We start from the raw sequence: 19302 nt of genomic DNA on the forward strand, positions 1-19302 counted from the left end.
TTTCTGTTGGTTCTATGATCTATTTCATTCCGGAAGTAACCATACCGCTCACCAGCTGCTTTTGAAATATTAAAAATACGATTAAAACAGGGATCATCGTAATGACTGACATCGCCAGAAGGCTGCCCCAATCCACATTGAACTCCCCGATAAAATTGGACAATGCCAACTGTACCGTATATTTTTTCGGATCGCTTATTCCGATTAGCGGCCATAGGAAATCATCCCATCTCCACATAAAAGAGAAGATAGCTAAAGCTGCTAAAATAGGCTTGCATAATGGAAGAACAACCTTCCAGTAAATCGTCCATTCATTAGCTCCATCCATACGTGACGCCTCTAATAGCTCATCAGGCACGCTTAGTAAATATTGACGCAGCAAAAACACACCGGTTGGCGTAGCTGCTGGAGGAATAATTAGCGCAAGCAATGAGTTATAAAGCCCAAGCATGCTTAGCACCTTAAATATGGGGATCATGATGACCTCGAGCGGTATCATAAGTGTCGAAATAAACGCCAATAATAAAAAGGTACCTCCCCAGAATCGATATTTTGCAAGTGCAAAGCCAGCCATCGAATTGATGATGAGCAGTAATAGTGTAGATGTCACGGCCACAATTGCGCTATTCAAAAAGTATCGTCCAAAGCTTCCCTTCTCAAATGCATTAACAAAATGCTCAAAGGTAAACTGCTGTGGAAAAAACGTAGGAGGAAATTGATACAGCTCAGAATTATCTTTGAAGGACGAAAGAAATATCCATATTACAGGAAACAACCATAAGGCTGCCAATAGCACTAATAGCACATAAACAACAGTCTTTTGTGCAAAGGTTTGTGTCATGCGTTTTCTCCTCCTTTACTCAGCTTGAACTGCAATACGGTAAAGATCGTTATAATGATAAACAATACAACAGACATCGCGCTGGCAAGACCAAGCTCCTGCTTGGCAAATCCCGTTTCATATATATATTGAACGATATAAGTTGTTGCTTTATTCGGGCCTCCGCCAGTAAGGGCAAACATAAGGGGATACGCCTTAAATGCTTCAATGGTACAAAGCATCACAACAAGCAACGTTGTTGGCTTAAGCAAAGGCATTGTTATATGAAAAAAAGCTTTTAGCTTAGATGCACCGTCTAGGTGAGCCGCTTCATAATAGTCTCTCGGAATAGCAAGCAAGCCCGCTACAAAAATCACCATGAAAAATCCAAGTCTAGACCATACTGCTGCAATAATGACAATTGCTTTCGAATAAAATGCATCCGATAAAAATCCAACTGTGTTTTTGTCCAAAAATTGTAAAATTGCATTGATAATCCCTAATTCCCCGAAAATCCATCTCCATGTTAGACCTACGATAATAAATGAAATCATGGTCGGCCAATAGAAAATTGCGCGAAAAAAGCCTTTTAATACAATTTGTTGTACAAGTAAAATTGCAATGCCTAGCGCACAAGCATAAATCAATGGTACAACTATTACGGCATAGGTAGCTGTCTTACCTAATGTCAGCCAAAATGCATCATCTGAGAAAATCTCTACATAATTTTCAAACCCGATATACTTCATAGGGTTCAGACCATCATAATCATGTAATGAGTACACAGCTCCAAGGATAGTAGGAACGACAATAAAGATCGTAAAGATCAATAAGTTCGGCAAAACAAAAAAATAAGGTGCCAGCTGCAGCTTCCTTTTTCTCCTTTGTACAGGCTGTTGCTGAACTGCGATTGACTCTGTAGACATTTCTATTCCTCCTAGGTATGAAACATTGGAGCTGCACTAGCAGCCCCAATGCCTTTATTCATCCTTATTTCGTGTCTTCAATTGCCTCATTGATGAGCTCAGCAATGTCATCTAGCATCGCTTGTGATGTTTTACCTCCAGCGATGACATCGGACAATCCATCCTTCAGATCGTTGCTGAATTTAGGCACGATTTGTTGTTTGGACCAATCCTCAGCAGCTGCTGGAATGGTATTACTCAACTCATTAGCAAAAATCGCAAACATTTCCTTGCCATACTCATAATTAAGCTCAGCACTATCCTTGCGCGGACTCATAAACAAAGACTTTTCATTAAATTTTGAGTTGATTTCTTTGCTGGATATATACTGAATAAACTCTGCAGCTTCATCCTCAACACCTGATTTTTGGAATGCCATCACGAATTTTCCTCCTGGAACAGAGGATCGATTCGTACCAATTGGCATATACGTTACGCCCCACTCAAAGTCAGTAATATCTTTATAATTGCTAATCATCCAGTTACCGGATAAATGGGCCGCAACTTTTCCAGTACGGAACAAGTTGTTAGGATTTTCTCCACCTAGCCAAATCGAGGTAGGAATTACGCCATCGTCATGCATTTTCTTGAAATAATCAACAGCCTGAACGCCAGCCTCATTATTAATCGTAGCAGCAGTTCCGTCACTATTAATCATGCTTCCACCATATTGGTAAAGAAGAGTTGACCAGCGATGAGGGGTAAAATCCCAAGCTAATCCGAATTGCGCATCAGAATTATTTAATACGGTTTGAATCGCCGTATTAAACTCATCCCATGTCCAGATGTCATCTGCTGATTGCGGAACCTGGACACCAGCCTGATTAAATAACGTCTTATTGTACATTATGCCGTTAGCTGTCACATCCATTGGGGATGCCACGACTTTATTGTCCAGTACATAATAAGGCTTAATCGAATCTAGAAATTGCGAGGTGAATGCATCGACCCCACCCAGCTTTTCTGCTAAATCTACAGCTTGATTGGAGAACGATCCAATATCTGATGTACTAATACGTGCCAATGCAGGCGGTTGGCCTCCACTGATCATCGTTTTTAGCTTTGTGGATAAATCGCTGTATGCCACCTCGATCAGTTCTATATCAACATGACTGTTTTCTGCCTCATAATCCGCTATAATTTCTTTCATCACTTCGCCTTCGTTACCATCAGAGAACCATACAAAATCTAGCTTAACTTGTTTTTTTGTTGTTGAACCCGACTTGTTTGCGCTTTCATTTTTACCACACGCAGATACTACCATACCAATAACTAGAATACTTAATAGCACATAGATTGCTTTTGATTTTATTATCAATGCGTTCATCCCCTTTTTTGTTGTTCAGTGTTTTTTCGGAAAAACTGTGGTGATATTCCTGCATATTGTTTAAATGTCCTGCTGAAGTGTATTGTTGAATTAAATCCAAGTTGTTCGCCTATCTCAGAAATAGTATCATCACTTTCAAACAATAGACTCTTTGCCTCATCAATGCGCTTACGCATAATATAGTTGTTAATCGTATAGCCCGTAACCTCTTTAAAACAATGACACATGTAATATTTACTTAAATGCAGCTGTATTGCCATATCATCTAGGCTTTCATTGCTTCTATACATTTGATTAACATATTGTAATATCCGCTGCACCGTTAATTGACTGCTTGAAGGCTTTACAGAGGGTGTGATTTCCATTAAATATTTGCTTTTTCGATAGACGTGGATTAACAGTTGAACAAGTAACGATTTTAGCATATAGCTATAACCGATAGACTCTTTATTATTCTCGTTTTCCAGTGTTGCAAAGTATCTGCTTATTTCATCTCTTTCTTCGGGTAACCAATGAATCCGAAAGCCACTAGGGTTATCAAACATTTCCATAATTTTATCGAACATTTCATTTGGAAGTTCTTTCTCTATAAATGAAACTGTAAAATTAATATAGCTCCTAATGTATTTCATTTCATTGCTCGGATTTACCCTATGAATGACATCCCCTCGAAATAGAAGCATATCTCCAGGCAGTAGTTCATAAATCTTATCACCGATAATATAATTTGCCTGACCATGGATGAAATAATAAACCTCTAAACCTCGGTGTGTATGTAGTGGCCACTGATACTGCCAATCTTCTGCTTGAGCACGTACGTATATGCGGTTATTCTCAAGCGCAATATTCGTAGGGGTGTGAATCATTAATGAAATTAAAAACACCTCCTTATCTTCTACTAAAACTTGCTATTATAACGATTTTTAATAATTTCACTGATGATATTATCATAATCACTCAGTTATAAAATTACTTATATTGCTATGTACATAACAAATATTGCTGAAAATAATATTATCAGGAAACACTATTTTCAACAATGTAAGTGTTTACAATCTAATTTATCTATTTCTTTCGTTTTCACTATTCTTTTTCAAGTAACTTAACTTATTAACAAATAGTACCAAACGAGTACATTATGGGCTATCATGAAACCATAAGATATCGCTTGTTTGGAATGGAGGATTAACTTCAATGACTTTTGATGGACATGATGAATTAAGTGAACGCAGACGCAATAAGCTCAAATTGATGCGCTTTGATCAGGATCAGCAAGAGCTTGTCATAACTGAAAAACCACAGGAAACCTTCGAGGATGTCGGTGGCTTAGAGGACGTAAAGAAAAAAATCAATCTAAATTTTATTTTGCCGATCAAGCAGCCTGAGATTTTTGAGGCTTATGGTAAAGATGTCGGTGGCAGTATCTTACTATACGGACCGCCTGGCTGTGGTAAAACATTTTTAGCAAGATCGATTGCAGGTGAGATTGAAGCAAACTTTCTACATATCGAGCTGCAAGCGATCCTTTCTATGTATGTTGGCCAAAGTGAAGTCAATCTGCATGATATTTTTGAACGCGCACGTGAAAACAAGCCCTGCGTCATTTTCATAGACGAGCTTGACGCCATGGGAGGCAGCCGAAACCAAATGCGTCAGCATCACGACCGAATGCTGGTCAATCAGCTTTTGCTGGAGCTAGACGGAATTCAAGCGCTCAATAGCGGTGTATTCGTTATTGGCGCTACGAATACGCCATGGTATCTCGATTCGGCTCTACGTCGTCCAGGTCGGTTTAATCATATGATGTTTGTACAGCCTCCTGCTGAACAAGAGCGCGAGCTAATCCTTAAGCTTAAGCTCGACAGTAAGCCTGTCGGTAAACTTGACCTACAGCAAATCGCCAAACAGACAAAGCATTTTTCTGGAGCAGACCTAGAACAGCTCGTACGTGATGCAGTTGAACGCGCACTGGAGAGGACACTGGAAACTGGCAGCATCCAACCAATCGAGCAGACTGACCTGCTGCAAGCTGCTAAACGTCGGAAAGCAACGACCGTAGAATGGTTCTCTACTGCTAAAAACTATGCTACCTTCAGTGATCCTAATGGTGATTATGAAGGCATCTTAGCCTATATGAAGAGCAACGGCTTAAAATAAGGGATATTTACGCAGGAGGAATCATCAATGGTAACTGAACTGGTCCATAATGTGACACGATCTAGAGCCTATCAGCTTATGGAGTGGAAGAGGTATAAGGAAGCATTAGATGAAGCAATGAAACTTCTTCAAGAGGATCCTGACGATTCCGAAGCCTATTCTTTGATCGCTCTTATTTATTTCCGTCAGGATGAACATGATCATGCACTTCATTGGTGCGATGAAGCGCTGCGTCGTGACCCAGAAAATTTGCAAGCCTGGTATGTTAAAACATTAAGCTATTACGATTCGGAGAACTGGAAGCAGTTTGATGCAACGATCGAACAAGCCATTCAGCTCGATCCAGATGAAGCAGTATATTACTTTTTACTTGCTAATCGAAAGCTCACTCGTAATCAATACGAGCCCGCCAAGCAGCAGCTATTAGTTGCCCTTGAGCTTGATCCTGAGCAGGCGCTTTATTTAGCTAATTTAAGCTATATTGAAGCACTTCTCGGAGATATGGAAGCTTCGAAGCAGCTGGAAAAGGAAGCGCTGAAGCGTGATGCCGAATCCAAAACCGTTTATCTATATTTAAGCTGGTCTGCTGATCGCCGAGGTGATGATCAGGCTCAGCTTCTTTATCTAAAAAATGCAATTCAGCTGGACCCAGTTGACGAGCAAATCCGAAAGGAATATCTAGAAGGACTACAGAAGAATTATTTCTTCTATCGCATCCTTTTAGCGCCTAGCAAGTGGATTAGTCGTATGAAGCCATGGCAAGTATTTTTAAGCTGGATCGTAGCTTGGATTGTGTTTCGACCGCTCGTCGTTGTCTTTATTGTTTTATATATAATAGCCTTCTGGTTGAGCAAGCTGCTCGTGCACGTTAAAGTGTTCGGCTGGACGTTTAGACGGCATAAATAATCTGAAGTGAAGCGCCTACGGCTAGTACGTTGGCATCTATAGAAAAAGCTGCTCCATATTACTCGTCTGAGTGTTGGAGCAGCTTTTCGTTTACTTTAGTTTAATGTTTAACTTGCTGACTGCGTGCTGCCGTTGCGGGATGCAGGTGTTCCCATCGCTGTTATTGTCGAATTTCTTTTAATCGAATACCACGGTAACCTAATAGCAGCCTACTTCTGCCTTCTTCTCTTCTCTTGATTGATCGCAATTTTCGCTTCGGCTCCTTGCTCTGTCGCTTGGTAGAGCTCGACATGTGCGATTCGTTCAGGCAGGTACTGCTGCTTCACATAGTGGTTAGGGTAGTCGTGTGGATACTTGTAGCCTTTATGTCCAAGCTGCTCCGCTCCCTTATAGTGGGTATCACGCAAATGATGCGGAACTTCGTCTACACCAAACTGCTCGATCATGCTATACGCTTTGCCAATCGCAACCGCCGTTGCATTAGACTTCGGACTTTCTACAGCGAATAGAATCGCTTGTGCAATATTGTACTTCGCTTCTGGCCAGCCAATCTTATGATAAGCGTCCATAGCGGTAACCGCCTGTACCATCGCTTGCGGGTTTGCTAGACCAATATCTTCGCTGCAGGCTACGATTAGACGTCTTAGAAACGTCATCGGGTCCATTCCCAGCTTTTCCACTGCATAGAAAAACCAATAAAGCGCAGCATCGCTTGAACCGCGAACGCTTTTATGAAAAGCGGACAATACATCATACTGCATCGACGTATCTGCCCGAATCGTCCGTTTACGAATCGATTCCTGGGCAATTTCAAGTGTAACGTGAACGGTTCCATCACTGCTAGAGCTCGTCGTTACTGCTGCAAGCTCCAGCGCATTAAGCGCTCTACGAATGTCTCCACCTGCCATCAGTGCAAAATGCTCTAGCGCTTCCTGATCCACATTTAGCTTCATAAAGCCTAGACCGCGAACGGAATCAGACAGCGCTCGCTCCATCGCTAGCATTGTATGCTTAGGCTCTAATGGCTCCAGCTGAAACAGCGTTGAGCGTGACATTAAGGCTCCATTCACATGATGAAATGGATTTTCTGTCGTCGCTCCAATAAAGATAATGATCCCTTGCTCCACCGCAGGTAAAAGCGCATCCTGGCGTGACGTATTGAAGCGATGTACCTCATCAAGAAACAGAATCGTCTTTTTACCGTAGAGCGCTTTATTATTTTTAGCACGCTCTATCACTTCTCTGACGTCTTTAACGGATGCATCCACTGCATTCAGTCTTACAAATTCACCCTTCGTATGCTGTGAAATAATGTTCGCGAGCGTCGTTTTCCCGCAGCCTGGCGGTCCATACAGAAGGATTGAGCTGATCTGATCGCTTTCAATTGCTCTTCTTAGTAGCTTTCCAGGACCAACGATATGCTCCTGCCCAATATATTCATCTAATGTTTGAGGCCTAATTCGATCTGCAAGCAGCTTATGCTCAATATTAGGCTGCTGCTCATCTTCCAATGAAAATAAATCCATGCTAAACACAACCTATTCAAGTAATTATGTCTATTATAGCATAAACGTACATTCGTTCTTATCCCTTTAGTTCATATTCTATAAAGGTCTATCTCATCCTGCCCCAATATACATCTGTTCGATAGATCATCTTAACGACTCCTCCCTGCTCATGTCGCTGAAACAATGCTTCAATATCATTCATAAACGCATCGTAGCGGACATCGTGCTCAGAGATGCTGAAAGAGGAGGATTGAATTCTGCCAACGAGCTGTTCATAAGTGAGCGGCTGCTCGTTGTAGTAGCTAACTAGCTGCGGCTCGCTGTCGTAAAAGGAGCTTAGCGCTTTAACGCTCATTTGCTTATGCTTTACTTGATCATACTGCTCACCATATCGTAAAAATAGCGACTCGTAATCACGAACAAATTCAGAGGCATCTACATCCCGCTGATTCCATAGCAGCACAACGTTCGCCTGCGGTTTTAGTACTCGTATAAACTCGGTACGAGCACGCTTTTGGTCAAACCAATGAAATGATTGCGCACATACAATACCATCCACACTTTGATCCTCAAGTTCTGTACTTTCAGCGGAACCGGCCGTTACAAGCAGCATGTTTGCGTGCACCTTTTGATCGCTAACGTATACATGCAGTTGCTCATTAAGCGCTTGTCGCATCTCTTCATTCGGCTCTACAGCAATTACGTTAACCCCTTCATCTAGCAGCAGCTTTGTAAATATCCCTGTCCCAGCCCCAATATCAGCAACACGCATTTGCTCTGTCCAGCCAACGGTATTCATTAAATGACTAATGACCTGTGGCGGATAGCTAGGACGGTACTTCACATATTGCTTGGAGCGTCCAGAAAATCGTTCGTTAGACTGCATATTAGAAACCTCCTTGAAATGATGTTATGTAGAATGATGCTAGATACCTTCTACTCCGTCAATCATCCAATGATAGCTGGAGTAGAAAAGGACTATTCAAGCTGAAGTTCCCTCGCTTAAATAGTCCTTTTTATTACATTCCATTCGTTCTTAAGTTATTACTGTTACTGCTTAACTGCTCGCTGTTAATGACTTATTTCAATAAGTCATTAATTACTGCGCTTGCCATAACAAGTCCTGCTACACTCGGTACAAAGGCAGTACTCGCTGGCGGCTGCTGCGCTTTACGAATTTCTGGCGCATTCTCAGGCACGATGCGCTGCGTTACATCCTCGCGCGGTTTGATTGGATCTTCATCAGAAAACACAACCTTAACGCCCTTTTTAATGCCGTCCTTACGAAGCTTTGTACGTACCACACGTGCAATGGGATCCGTATGCGTTTTAGAAATATCCGCTATTCTAAAGCGAGTCGGGTCCATTTTATTAGCCGCACCCATGCTAGAAATAATCGGAATATTACGCTTCAAGCACTCTTTGATTAAGTGCACCTTATAAATGATCGTATCGGAAGCGTCAACGACGTAATCAAGCTTTTGTTCAAAGAACTTTTCGTACGTTTCTTCCGTATAGAACATGCGTAGTGCAATCGCGTCGCATTCTGGATTAATTAGCTTAATTCGGTCACGCATTAGATCCGCTTTAGGTTGACCAATTGTAGTCGTAAGAGCATGAATTTGACGATTAATATTCGTAATATCCACAACATCCTTATCCACCAATATGATGCGGCCAACTCCTGTTCTTGCTAATGCTTCAGCGGCAAAGGTACCTACGCCTCCAATGCCTAGAACCGCAACCGTGCTATTTTTCATCTTCTCCAGTCCTTCAGGACCGATCGCAAGCTCTGTTCGAGAAAATTGATGAAGCATGCTGCTGTACTGCCTCCTTTAGGTTCCAGTTATTATTGTTCCTGATTCGCTTCTACAGCTTGTGCTGCAACAGGCTTCGGTTTTACAACTGTGCGAATATGAAGCTGTTCAAGCTGAGATAGCTCAACCTCGGATGGAGCATCACATAGCAGATCCGTTGCGCTAGCTGTTTTAGGGAACGCAATCGTCTCACGAAGGTTTGTACGACCTGCAAGCAGCATAACTAGACGGTCAAAGCCGAATGCAATACCACCATGTGGAGGTGTACCGTAATCGAAGGCATCAAGTAGGAAGCCGAATTTCTCATGTGCTTCTTCCATTGTAAAGCCTAGTGCCTTAAACATTTTTTCCTGTACATCACGTTTATAGATACGCATCGATCCGCCGCCAACTTCGTAGCCATTTAACACTAAGTCATACGCTTGTGCACGAATTTGGCCTGGATCTGTATCAAAGTAAGCAATGTCATCCTCGTTAGGACGAGTGAACGGATGATGCTCTGCTACATAGCGTTTCGCTTCTTCATCATAGCCTAGCAATGGGAAGTCAACGACCCAAGCGAATTTGAATTCAGATTCATTAATAAGGTTTAGATCCTTGCCAAGCTTCAAGCGTAGGTTACCAAGCACGTCTGCAACGACTTTTGGCTTATCAGCAGAGAATGTAAGCAGGTCGCCTTCTTCAACATTCAGACGCTCAGTCAACGCTGCGATTTCCTCTTCCTTCAAGAACTTAACGATTGGACCTCTCCACTCGCCATCCTTAACTTGAATCCATGCAAGACCTTTACCGCCATAGCGTGCTGCAAACGGCTGAAGATCATCAAGCTCTTTACGGCTCCAGTTCGCACAGCCCTTCGCATTTAGCGCTTTAACGACGCCACCCTTAGAAGCAACCGTTGCGAACACTTTAACATCGCTTGAAGCTACGATATCCGTAATATCTTCAATTTCAAGACCGAAGCGAAGATCTGGCTTGTCAGAGCCGTACTTGTTCATCGCGTCTTTGTACGTGATACGTTGGAACGGAAGCTGAAGCTCTACACCAACAGTTTCACGAAGAAGCTTAGCCATAAGCTGCTCCATCATGCCTAGCAATTGATCCTGAGACAAGAAAGAAGTCTCGATATCGACTTGTGTAAATTCTGGCTGACGGTCAGCACGTAGATCCTCGTCACGGAAGCAGCGAGCGATTTGATAATAGCGCTCAACTCCACCAACCATGAGCAATTGCTTGAAGATTTGTGGTGATTGCGGTAGTGCGAAAAATTCACCTTCATGAACACGTGAAGGAACGAGATAATCACGAGCGCCTTCAGGTGTGCTCTTTGTCAAAATTGGTGTTTCTACGTCGATAAAGCCTTCACCATCTAGGAAATCGCGGAAAATTTTAGCCGCTTTTGAGCGAAGCAATAGCGTTTTGTGCATTTCCGGACGACGAAGATCCAAGTAACGGTATTTTAGACGAATAGACTCGTCAACATCAACACCATCCTCGATTGCGAACGGAGGCGTTTTAGCACTGTTCATAATCTCGATTTCTGTCACACGCACTTCTATTTTTCCTGTGAACAGGTTGTCGTTAAATGTTTCTGGATCACGCTCAACAACTGTACCTTTAACTGCCAACACATATTCATTACGTGCACGGTCTGCAATTTCAAGCGCTTGGCCAGAAAAATCAGGGTTAAATACGATCTGTACAATACCTGTGCGGTCGCGTAGATCGATAAACAATACGCCGCCAAGGTCACGGCGTCGTTGTACCCAGCCATTCAGTGTTACTTCTTTACCTACATCTGCAAGAGATAGTGTCCCACAGTTTGTGTTTCTCAACATCGTCGTCATTTGAAGTCCCTCTTTCTTATTCTCATTAATTTATGGATTCAGTCACTACTTAACATGAATAGCTGCTGCAACCTCTTGCAGCTTCACAGTACGCTGCTCACCAGTAGCCATTTCCTTCAGCGTGATTTCTCCGTTTGCAAGCTCGTCATCACCTAAAATAGCTGTATATTTTGCTTGCATGCGATCAGCTGATTTCATTTGTGCCTTCATCTTGCGTCCCTGATAATCTCGTTCCGCTCGAATTCCAGCAGAGCGAAGCTCATAGACAAGCTTTGTAATTTCGCGATCTGCAGCCTCACCAAGTGCAATGAGATATACATCAAGTGAAGTTAGATCTGGCAGCTCAGTCGCTTGATGCTCTAACAGCATAATTGTACGCTCCAAGCCTAGTCCAAAGCCGACCCCTGGCTGATCTGGTCCACCGATATCAGCGACTAGACCGTTATAGCGACCACCACCGCCTACAGTGTCAATTGCACCAATGCCTTCAGCTTTAAATTCGAACGCTGTGTGCGTGTAGTAATCCAAGCCGCGAACAAGTCGGTGATTAATCTCAAACGGAATGCCCATATCAGTTAAGTGCTGCTTCACTTTATTAAAATGCTGCTCGCACTCTTCATCCAAGCTATCAAGTATGGAAGGAGCATCTGTAAAGTGGTGCTGATCTACTTTACAATCAAGCACGCGCAATGGATTGCGATCGATACGACTTTGGCAATCCTTGCATAGCAGCTCACGCTTCGGCTCTAAAAAGCTTAGCAGCTTGCTGCGGAACGCTGCACGAACCTCGGTTGTCCCAACAGAGTTAATTTCTACACGTACGCCTTTAAGACCAACCTCTGTGTAAAACGTATAGCCTAGTGCAATGACCTCAGCATCAAGTGCTGGATCAACAGACCCAACAGCTTCTACACCAAACTGATTAAACTGACGATATCTTCCGGCCTGCGCACGCTCATAGCGGAACATTGAGCCAATATAGTACAGCTTAGACACGTCTGGTTCGCCATACAGCTTGTTTTCCACATAGGCACGCATAACTCCAGCAGTGCCTTCTGGTCTAAGTGTCAGCTTACGGTCACCGCGATCGATGAAATTATACGTTTCTTTCTCTACAATATCAGTCGTCTCACCGACTCCACGATGAAATAGCTCTGTTGATTCAAACATCGGCGTTCGAATTTCTCTAAAATTGTAGCGACGGCAAATCTCGCGAGCCTTTGACTCAACATATTGCCACTTTTCCACCATGCCTGGCAAAATATCCTGCGTACCAGGAGACCTTTGGAAAGACATAACATAACCTCCTAAAAACTTTACTAACTTCATTGATTAACTTCACTGAAAGTAAAGTTACATCGTAAGCATAAGCAAAACTTTTCAACTACTAAGAGCAACTTCTCTGCAAGAAAAGTTTAATTCGAAAGCAATTGTTCAGCTTAGCAATTAGACGGGCTTAAACAACAAAAAAACTCCCGCCTCTTTTGATCTTAATCAAAAGGGACGAGAGTGTATCTCCCGTGGTACCACCCACATTCCGAATTATGTATAACCATCATTCGCTCGATACGTATATCGCCCGTAACGCGCATAAAACTAATGGCACATCATTCGATGCCGTTCATTTTATGTTCTCAAGGATGTTATTCACTCAATCGCTGTTAGATGCTTGCAGCCTAAGGCATCTTTCTCTGGTAACATCGGTAGCTGAGTTACTTCTTCCCATCATCAAATAAACTATTCACTTGTATCTGATAACCTATTTTACTTCTCGTGTAATGGAAAGTCAAGTTATTGAGCAAACAAGCCAATCTCGAAAAATAGACAGAAAAAAACCTGCGGCATCTCCACAGGCTATTAATAATATATTATTAAAAAAGGGGGTCGACTATTATTATAGGCGTGTCATATTAATAGCATATTATCGTAATATTACAATTAGATTACAAAAAAGAAAACGCTCACGCGCCTTCATTCTAAGCTATCAATAATTAGCGTAACCGGTCCATCATTTGTTAGCTGCACATCCATCATTGCTCCAAACTGACCAGTTTCCACAACAAGACCTTTTGCACGCAGCAGTTCATTAAACTGATTGTAGAGCAGTTCTGCTTGCTCTGGTCTTGCCGCTTGCATAAAGTTAGGCCGGCGACCTTTACGACAATCCCCATATAATGTGAATTGCGAGACGGATAATATCGCACCGCCAACTTGCGTAATATCAAGGTTCATCTTGCCTGCTTCATCCTCGAAAATCCGCAAGCCTGCAAGCTTGTCCGCCATCCACGTAAGATCCTTCTCACTGTCAGTATGTGTAATGCCTACAAGCAAAACAAGTCCGTGGTCAATGCTGCCAACCACATTACCCTCAACCGTAACACTAGCTGCCTTGCTTCGTTGTACAACAACTCTCACTAATAAAACTCCTCTACTGCATAATGCGCTGAACGGAATATATATCTTTAATACGCTTTATCTTTTCTACTACGCTCGTCAAATGTTCCGTATTGTTAATAAGCACTGTCATATGAATGATCGCCATTTTGTTTTTGGCGGTACGTCCAGACACTGCACTGATATTGGTTTTTGTCTCAGACACTGCTTGCAGTACTTCATTCAACAGTCCACGGCGATCACTGCCTGTAACCTCAATATCGACGCTATAATTCGCGCTTATCGATTCCACCCATTCCACTTCAATAACACGATCCACCTCTTCATGATCGGTACCAAACGGAATATTCTGACAATCCATGCGATGAACTGAAACACCACGACCACGCGTAATGTAGCCGATGATTAAATCTCCTGGAACAGGGTTACAGCATCGTGCAAATCGAACAAGTAAATTATCTACGCCCTTCACTCGAATACCGTTATTGTTATTTTTACTATGCTTCGGTGCCGAGCTGCTCTTAATTGCTGTTACTTCGTTCGTCAGCTCAATTTGACTCGCTTCCTCTTGCTCACGGCGTAGCTTTTCCGTCAGCTTCGTAACGATTTGAGCTGCTGTTATCCCCTGGAAGCCAATAGCAGCGAGCATATCTTCGATATCATTGAAGGTGAATTTAGTTGCAGCCTCCTGCATCTTCTCGTCTGTCATCCAAACATACGGCTCTAAGCCAAGTCTCTTAAGCTCTCGTTCTATAAGATCCTTGCCCTTCGCAACATTTTCTTCTCGTTTCTCTTTCTTAAACCATTGCTTAATTTTACTTCTCGCATGAGAGGATTGAGCGATCTTCAACCAATCCGAGCTTGGACCATAAGAATGCTTCGATGTTAATATTTCTACTATATCGCCTGTTTTCAGCTTATGATCTAGAGGTACAATTCTACCATTCACCTTTGCACCAATCGTGCGATTACCAACCTCCGTATGAATGCGGTACGCGAAATCGAGTGGCACAGATCCAGCAGGAAGTTCGATCACCTCACCGCTAGGCGTAAATACAAACACTAAGTCAGAGAAGAAGTCCATCTTCAATGACTCCATAAATTCTGCCGCATCCTTCGTTTCCTGCTGCAGCTCCAAAATTTCACGGAACCACGTCATTTTGTCACCAAAGGTCCCATCTGGGACGAGATTACCTTCCTTGTAAGCCCAGTGTGCAGCAATCCCGTATTCGCTCGTGCGGTGCATTTCCCACGTACGAATCTGCACCTCTGTCGGCTCGCCATTCGGCCCGATCACTGTAGTGTGCAAGCTCTGGTACATATTAGGCTTTGGCATCGCAATATAGTCCTTGAACCGTCCTGGCATTGGCTTCCAAAGTGTATGGATAATCCCTAATGTTGCATAGCAATCTTTAATATTATCCACGATTACGCGAATCGCTAATAAGTCATAGATTTCGCTGAACTGTTTGTTTCGAGTTGTCATTTTTTGATAAACGCTATACAAGTGCTTTGGTCGGCCCGAGATATCACCCTCGATACCCATTTCAGCAAGCTTCTCGCGAATCATATTAATTACATCATCAATAAACGCCTCTCGCTCAGCCCGTTTTTTCTTCATTAAATTAGCAATTCGATAGTATTGCTGTGGATTAAGATAACGAAGAGCAATATCTTCCATTTCCCATTTGATCGCAGAAATACCTAGACGGTGCGCAATGGGACAGAAAATCTCCAGCGTTTCGTAAGCGATACGTCGCTGTGACTCCTCTGATTGGTATTTTAATGTTCGCATATTATGCAAGCGGTCAGCTAGCTTAATAATAATGACACGAATATCCTGAGCCATTGCTACAAACATTTTACGGTAGTTTTCGTTTTGTTGCTCTTCACGTGACTGGAAACGAATCTTTTCCAGCTTCGTCAAACCATCAACAAGCATGGCACACGTTTCGCCAAACTTCTCACGAATGGTTTGCAAATCTACCTTTGTATCCTCAACCACATCATGCAGCAGCGCAGTAACGATAGATAGCACATCCAAGTGCATATCAAGTACAATATCAGCTACGGCAAGCGGATGAAGAATATAAGGCTCACCTGATTTTCGTACCTGTCCTTTATGAGCTTGTTCAGCAAAATCATAGGCTTCTCTAATAAGCATGAGATCTTGCTCTTTCATATAAACGGATGCTTTATCAATTAATTGTTCAATGCCCATGATCGTTTTCCCTTTCCAAGCTAGACATTCCTCGTTCTCCGAGCTCAAAAGTTATTATCTCATTATTATGCCTTCTACGAGCATCCTACGTCAACGCTCGATTGAGAAATCCACTATCGAGACTTGTTATATTTAATGAATGTATTAGCTTAATGGTGTCAATGTGGTAAAAAAACAGACCGCGAAAGCCTGTACAATGAATATTTCAAAGTACAGGCTTTAATCGGTCTACCCTTTGCCGGTGCTAGTATGTTACAAGTGATTGAACCTCAATGCCTTCAAATTTCTTTCTTCCTTGCAGCTCTTCAAGCTCAATGAGAAAAGCCGCACCGACAACCTCTCCACCTAATTGCTTCACAAGATCTACAACGGTAGCAATCGTACCGCCAGTTGCCAACAAATCATCAGCAATTAGAACCCGTTGGCCAGGTTTAATAGCGTCCTTGTGCATAGCAAGCTGATCCGTACCGTATTCAAGTGAATAGCTAGCGCTAATCGTTTCACTTGGCAGCTTCCCGCTCTTTCTTACAGGAACAAATCCGACGCCGAGCTCTAGAGCAAGCGGTGCGCCGATGACAAATCCGCGAGCCTCTGGTCCTGCAATAACGTCAATATTGTAATGCTCCACTTTGTTACGCAGCGCATGAATGGCTGCCTTATAAGCTTGCCCATCCTGCAGTAGCGTCGTAATATCTTTGAAGGAAATACCAGGAGTTGGGAAATCCTCGATAACACGGATGTAGTCTTTAAAATTTATAGTTGAATATGTCAACAGATTCAATCCTTTCTTAATTCGCTTCAAAATCTTGCCATGCTAGATGGTACCGTGTAGAGCTCGTCAGCTCTCGCTTTTGTGGTTTTGAGACAGCTGTTATATGAGAAGCTTTACGAACGATAAAGTTTAGTTCTTCGAATACATCAATGATTAATTCGATTTCTGCTTGCCCTAGTCCACTAATCTTGCACAATTGCTTGACTAGTTCACTTTGGTGCATGGAGCCCTGTTTACGAATGTACTGATAAATAATACCAAATTGTTCTCGCGAAGGGAATACTTTTAATCGATCTTTTTCGACATGAAGATCATATAATTGCAATTGTGGTTTTCGTATCGAATTCCACTCATTTATATTAAGCTCGCCAACCACTTCAACGCGATCATACGGATGAAGAAGTCGTTCGTACTCGCCCTTACCAAAACCAATAACATCGAGGCTGCTTCCGTGATCCTTTAGCTGTAGCTTAAGATGCTTTCCTTCTTTGCCTATCGCCTTTCGCTCACTAATTGCTGCACCTTTAATGAGCACACGAGGAGAAGGGTTACTCATGCCGAAAGGCTCAAGCAAGGATAGCTGCGAGATTGTATCTAGTGTGACATCGGACAGCTTACATGATAAGTCAATCGTCAGCTTTGGAATCCAATCCTCCTCTGACAGCCACTGGTTTGCTAACCCGCTTAGCTTCTGCTCTAGCTGCTCTAACGCTTCAACCGCCACAGTCATCCCTGCCGCAGCCTGATGACCGCCGTAATGTAGCAATAGCTCTTCACACTCGCTTAACGCTGCGTGCAAATCGAAACCTTCAATCGAACGCGCAGAGCCTTTTGCTGTTTTTGTCTCCCCATCAATTCCGAACACGAGCACTGGCTTATAATAACGTTCAAGCAGCTTAGATGCGACGATACCGATTACACCTACATTCCAGCCTGTCTGTGCAACCACGATAACACTAGGCTCCTGCTCATTATGCTCTAACGCTAATTGTTTTTTTCTTTGCCATTGCTCTTCTGCTTCGACGACCATTTCCTCAACAATTTCCTGTCGCTCTTTGTTCAAGGCATCAAGCTGAGCAGCAATTTGTTCAGCCTTCTTCTTATCCATAGACGTAAGAAGCTGAACAGCGATACTCGCGTGATCGAGTCGTCCTGCAGCATTGATTCTAGGCGCAAGACCAAAGCCTACCTTAGTAGCCGTTAGCTCCTCTATCTGTGCTCCGCTTGCTTCTGCGAGAGCATTAAACCCTATATGCTCACCCTTGCGCAGCTCTGCAAGTCCATAAGAAACAAGAATTCGATTTTCATCCTCTAACGGCATCAAATCTGCGATGGTGCCTAAAGCGACGACACCGCTCCATTCCATTGGCGGCTTATCAAGTAATGCAGTTGCCAGCTTAAAGGCTACACCTACACCTGCAAGGCCTTTAAAAGGATACGGACAATGCTCCTGCTTAGGATTGACTACGGCATAGGCTTGCGGCAGCTGTTCTGGCGGCTCATGATGGTCAGTCACAACAACATCAATCCCTAGAGATGCGGCATAATTTACTTCATCATAAGCACTAATACCAGTATCGACCGTTACAATTAATTCCACACCTTCTTGCTTAGCCTTATCAATCGCTGCGCGGTTCATTCCATAGCCTTCTAACATTCGATGTGGAATATAGTAATCATATTGTAGACCTAACCGATCAAAGGTGTAGCAAAGCAACGTTGTGCTTGATACACCATCCGCATCATAATCTCCATAAATTCTTACTTTCTCATTTCGCTCTAGTGCCAGCATAATACGCTTCACCGCTTTTTCCATATCCGCTAGCTGAAACGGATCATGCAATGACGCTGTTGTTCCGTATAGGAATGCTTCAATGCTTGCTTCATCACGGTAGCCTCTCTGAATAAGAAGCTTCGTCACGAGAGTCGGAATGCTAAGCTGTTTGCTTAATCGTTTGGCTAATTGCTCAAATTCGTCAGACCATGATGCAAGCTGCCAGCGATTTCTTCGGTTTACCATATCGACAGCCCTTTCTATTTCACCACCAAGTTGCAGCTATTGTAATATTGTAGAAATCTCCTCCGAGGAGCTAGATTCATTGTTTTTGTAAGGATATTCAGGCGTGAAAGGCTTCACATGAATGACAGCATCACTTAAATGAGTGAAGCGATGCATCAGCAGCCAGCGAACTCGCTGTGCAATTTCATACCCTTCCTGTACTGTTATTTTCGGGTTAACATTAATCGTTAACGTAGCTATCACATAGTGACCCTGCTCTCGAGCTTCGCATGATTCAACTGCAATAACACCCATCATGCGCAGCACAACGTTTTTAATGTCTTCACTGTTCTCTAAGCGTCCTTGTTCATTTGGACCGATTTGCTTATTAAAGACACGTTGAATAAGACGCTGCAGCAGACCCTTTCCCTTGTCAACATCAGTAGACATAATAGCCTCCTAAACATATAATGCCGATTCAATCGTTATGAACGTTACAATAACTTATTATAGCATAGCCTCGAAAAAAAACTGCAATATTCAAAGTCAATCATGACGATGTTCTCGTC

16 protein-coding genes and 1 other annotated feature are annotated in these 19302 nt (G+C 42.9%); of the genes, 2 read left to right on the forward strand and 14 right to left on the reverse strand.

Going from position 1 to position 19302, the window contains the following annotated elements:
- Positions 1-19: 19 nt before the first annotated feature.
- The 4 genes from NSQ99_RS13915 to NSQ99_RS13930 form a co-directional block, all read right to left on the reverse strand.
- Complete coding sequence (locus NSQ99_RS13915; RefSeq protein WP_340837285.1) at positions 20-841, reverse strand: carbohydrate ABC transporter permease; 822 nt, start codon at positions 839-841, stop codon at positions 20-22.
- Positions 838-1746 (reverse strand): carbohydrate ABC transporter permease, encoded by a 909-nt coding sequence (locus NSQ99_RS13920; protein ID WP_340837287.1) that lies wholly within the window; start codon positions 1744-1746, stop codon positions 838-840. Before NSQ99_RS13920 ends, NSQ99_RS13915 begins: the two co-directional genes overlap by 4 nt.
- A gap of 64 nt (positions 1747-1810) precedes the next feature.
- Positions 1811-3049, reverse strand: coding sequence for an ABC transporter substrate-binding protein (locus tag NSQ99_RS13925; RefSeq protein WP_445670552.1), 1239 nt, complete (start codon positions 3047-3049; stop codon positions 1811-1813).
- A gap of 59 nt (positions 3050-3108) precedes the next feature.
- Entirely contained in the window at positions 3109-3996 is an 888-nt protein-coding gene (locus tag NSQ99_RS13930; protein WP_340837289.1) for an AraC family transcriptional regulator, read from the reverse strand.
- Between the two features lie 310 nt (positions 3997-4306).
- Here NSQ99_RS13930 and NSQ99_RS13935 point away from each other — a divergent pair, with 310 nt between their 5' ends.
- Together NSQ99_RS13935 and NSQ99_RS13940 are read left to right on the forward strand one after the other, a co-directional pair.
- Positions 4307-5269, forward strand: coding sequence for an ATP-binding protein (locus tag NSQ99_RS13935; RefSeq protein ID WP_340837291.1), 963 nt, complete (start codon positions 4307-4309; stop codon positions 5267-5269).
- A 27-nt stretch (positions 5270-5296) separates the two neighbouring features.
- Positions 5297-6175, forward strand: coding sequence for a tetratricopeptide repeat protein (locus NSQ99_RS13940; protein ID WP_340837293.1), 879 nt, complete (start codon positions 5297-5299; stop codon positions 6173-6175).
- Between the two features lie 209 nt (positions 6176-6384).
- On the opposite strand, the gene NSQ99_RS13945 is transcribed toward NSQ99_RS13940, so the two are convergent.
- From NSQ99_RS13945 to NSQ99_RS13990, 10 genes are all read right to left on the reverse strand, one after another.
- Entirely contained in the window at positions 6385-7701 is a 1317-nt protein-coding gene (locus NSQ99_RS13945; protein ID WP_340837294.1) for a replication-associated recombination protein A, read from the reverse strand.
- Between the two features lie 88 nt (positions 7702-7789).
- Complete coding sequence (locus NSQ99_RS13950; RefSeq protein ID WP_340837296.1) at positions 7790-8569, reverse strand: class I SAM-dependent methyltransferase; 780 nt, start codon at positions 8567-8569, stop codon at positions 7790-7792.
- Positions 8570-8762: 193 nt separating this feature from the next.
- Positions 8763-9500 carry a tRNA threonylcarbamoyladenosine dehydratase gene (locus tag NSQ99_RS13955; protein WP_251665863.1) on the reverse strand — a complete coding sequence of 246 codons (738 nt, stop codon included), beginning with the start codon at positions 9498-9500 and terminating at the stop codon, positions 8763-8765.
- Between the two features lie 32 nt (positions 9501-9532).
- Positions 9533-11338, reverse strand: a complete 1806-nt coding sequence (aspS, locus tag NSQ99_RS13960) for an aspartate--tRNA ligase (RefSeq protein ID WP_251666350.1) — start codon at positions 11336-11338, stop codon at positions 9533-9535.
- A 54-nt stretch (positions 11339-11392) separates the two neighbouring features.
- Positions 11393-12643: a histidine--tRNA ligase gene (gene hisS, locus NSQ99_RS13965; protein ID WP_251665864.1), complete on the reverse strand. Its 1251-nt coding sequence runs from the start codon at positions 12641-12643 to the stop codon at positions 11393-11395.
- Between the two features lie 200 nt (positions 12644-12843).
- Positions 12844-13085 (reverse strand) — a binding site (T-box leader).
- A gap of 233 nt (positions 13086-13318) precedes the next feature.
- A complete protein-coding gene (gene dtd / locus NSQ99_RS13970) occupies positions 13319-13762 on the reverse strand; it encodes a D-aminoacyl-tRNA deacylase (protein WP_251665866.1) in 444 nt (147 codons plus the stop codon).
- A 13-nt stretch (positions 13763-13775) separates the two neighbouring features.
- Positions 13776-15962, reverse strand: coding sequence for a RelA/SpoT family protein (locus NSQ99_RS13975; RefSeq protein WP_251665867.1), 2187 nt, complete (start codon positions 15960-15962; stop codon positions 13776-13778).
- 244 nt (positions 15963-16206) lie between these two features.
- On the reverse strand, positions 16207-16719 hold the full coding sequence (locus NSQ99_RS13980) for an adenine phosphoribosyltransferase (RefSeq protein ID WP_251666351.1): 513 nt from the start codon (positions 16717-16719) through the stop codon (positions 16207-16209).
- 31 nt (positions 16720-16750) lie between these two features.
- The gene (recJ, locus tag NSQ99_RS13985; protein WP_251665868.1) at positions 16751-18754 is read right to left on the reverse strand and encodes a single-stranded-DNA-specific exonuclease RecJ; all 2004 of its coding nucleotides are present in this window, start codon (positions 18752-18754) and stop codon (positions 16751-16753) included.
- A 36-nt stretch (positions 18755-18790) separates the two neighbouring features.
- Entirely contained in the window at positions 18791-19183 is a 393-nt protein-coding gene (locus NSQ99_RS13990; RefSeq protein WP_340837299.1) for a cation transporter dimerization domain-containing protein, read from the reverse strand.
- Positions 19184-19302: the final 119 nt, after the last annotated feature.

The organism is Paenibacillus sp. FSL W7-1287 (genome assembly GCF_038004245.1).
Lineage (GTDB): Bacteria > Bacillota > Bacilli > Paenibacillales > Paenibacillaceae > Pristimantibacillus > Pristimantibacillus camelliae.